The 662-nt window shown below is 53.8% G+C and carries 1 protein-coding gene; it reads right to left on the bottom strand.

What is annotated here, in order from left to right; all coding sequences use genetic code 11:
* The coding region (locus tag Xentx_RS18260) for a phosphopantetheine-binding protein (RefSeq protein ID WP_139292554.1) at nucleotides 1-662 on the bottom strand (662 nt) is incomplete at both ends.

Genomic DNA, 662 nt, shown 5'->3' with positions numbered 1-662 from the left:
ACTGCTCGATAAACAGCATCCGTTCCTGGGCAAACGATAAGGGATAATGTTCCAGCGCAAGGCGAGGGATAACCGTGCAGGTTTGTTGCCCCATATGGGTGACCAGACCGGCGATGGTTTTAAGTTCAAACAGTTGCGTCAGTGAAACCTCGAATCCAAGGGCACGCCGAATGGCGGCTGTCAGTTTAATCGCTAGCAGGGAATTGCCGCCGATACGGAAGAAGTTATCTTCAATACCAACCCGCTCCAGCCCCAATACCTCCTGCCAGAGGGCACATAAACGGGTTTCCAGGGCATTGCGGGGCGCTATATAACTGTCGCGGTTTCCCCATACCGGCACCGGCAGGGCACGGCGATCCCGTTTACCGTTCAGGGTTAACGGTACAGATTCAAGGCGGGTAAAGCTGGCGGGCAGCATATAATCTGGCAAGCGGGCGGAAAGATACCGAACCAAGGTATCATCGGATAACACACTATCGGTGACCAGATACGCGACCAGCACTTGATTGCCTTTGTGTTCGTGGTCAATCACCACCGCCTGTTTGACTTGCGGATGTGTGGCAAGGGCGTTTTCGATTTCTCCCAGCTCAATGCGGTAGCCGCGGATTTTAACCTGAAAGTCATTACGTCCCAGATATTCCAGCTCCCCATTCGGCAGCCAG

This window comes from Xenorhabdus thuongxuanensis, from assembly GCF_001908095.1.
Taxonomy (GTDB): Bacteria; Pseudomonadota; Gammaproteobacteria; order Enterobacterales; family Enterobacteriaceae; genus Xenorhabdus; species Xenorhabdus thuongxuanensis.
The sequence above is the reverse complement of the archived record's forward strand: the minus strand, read 5'-3'. Positions and strand labels throughout refer to the sequence as shown.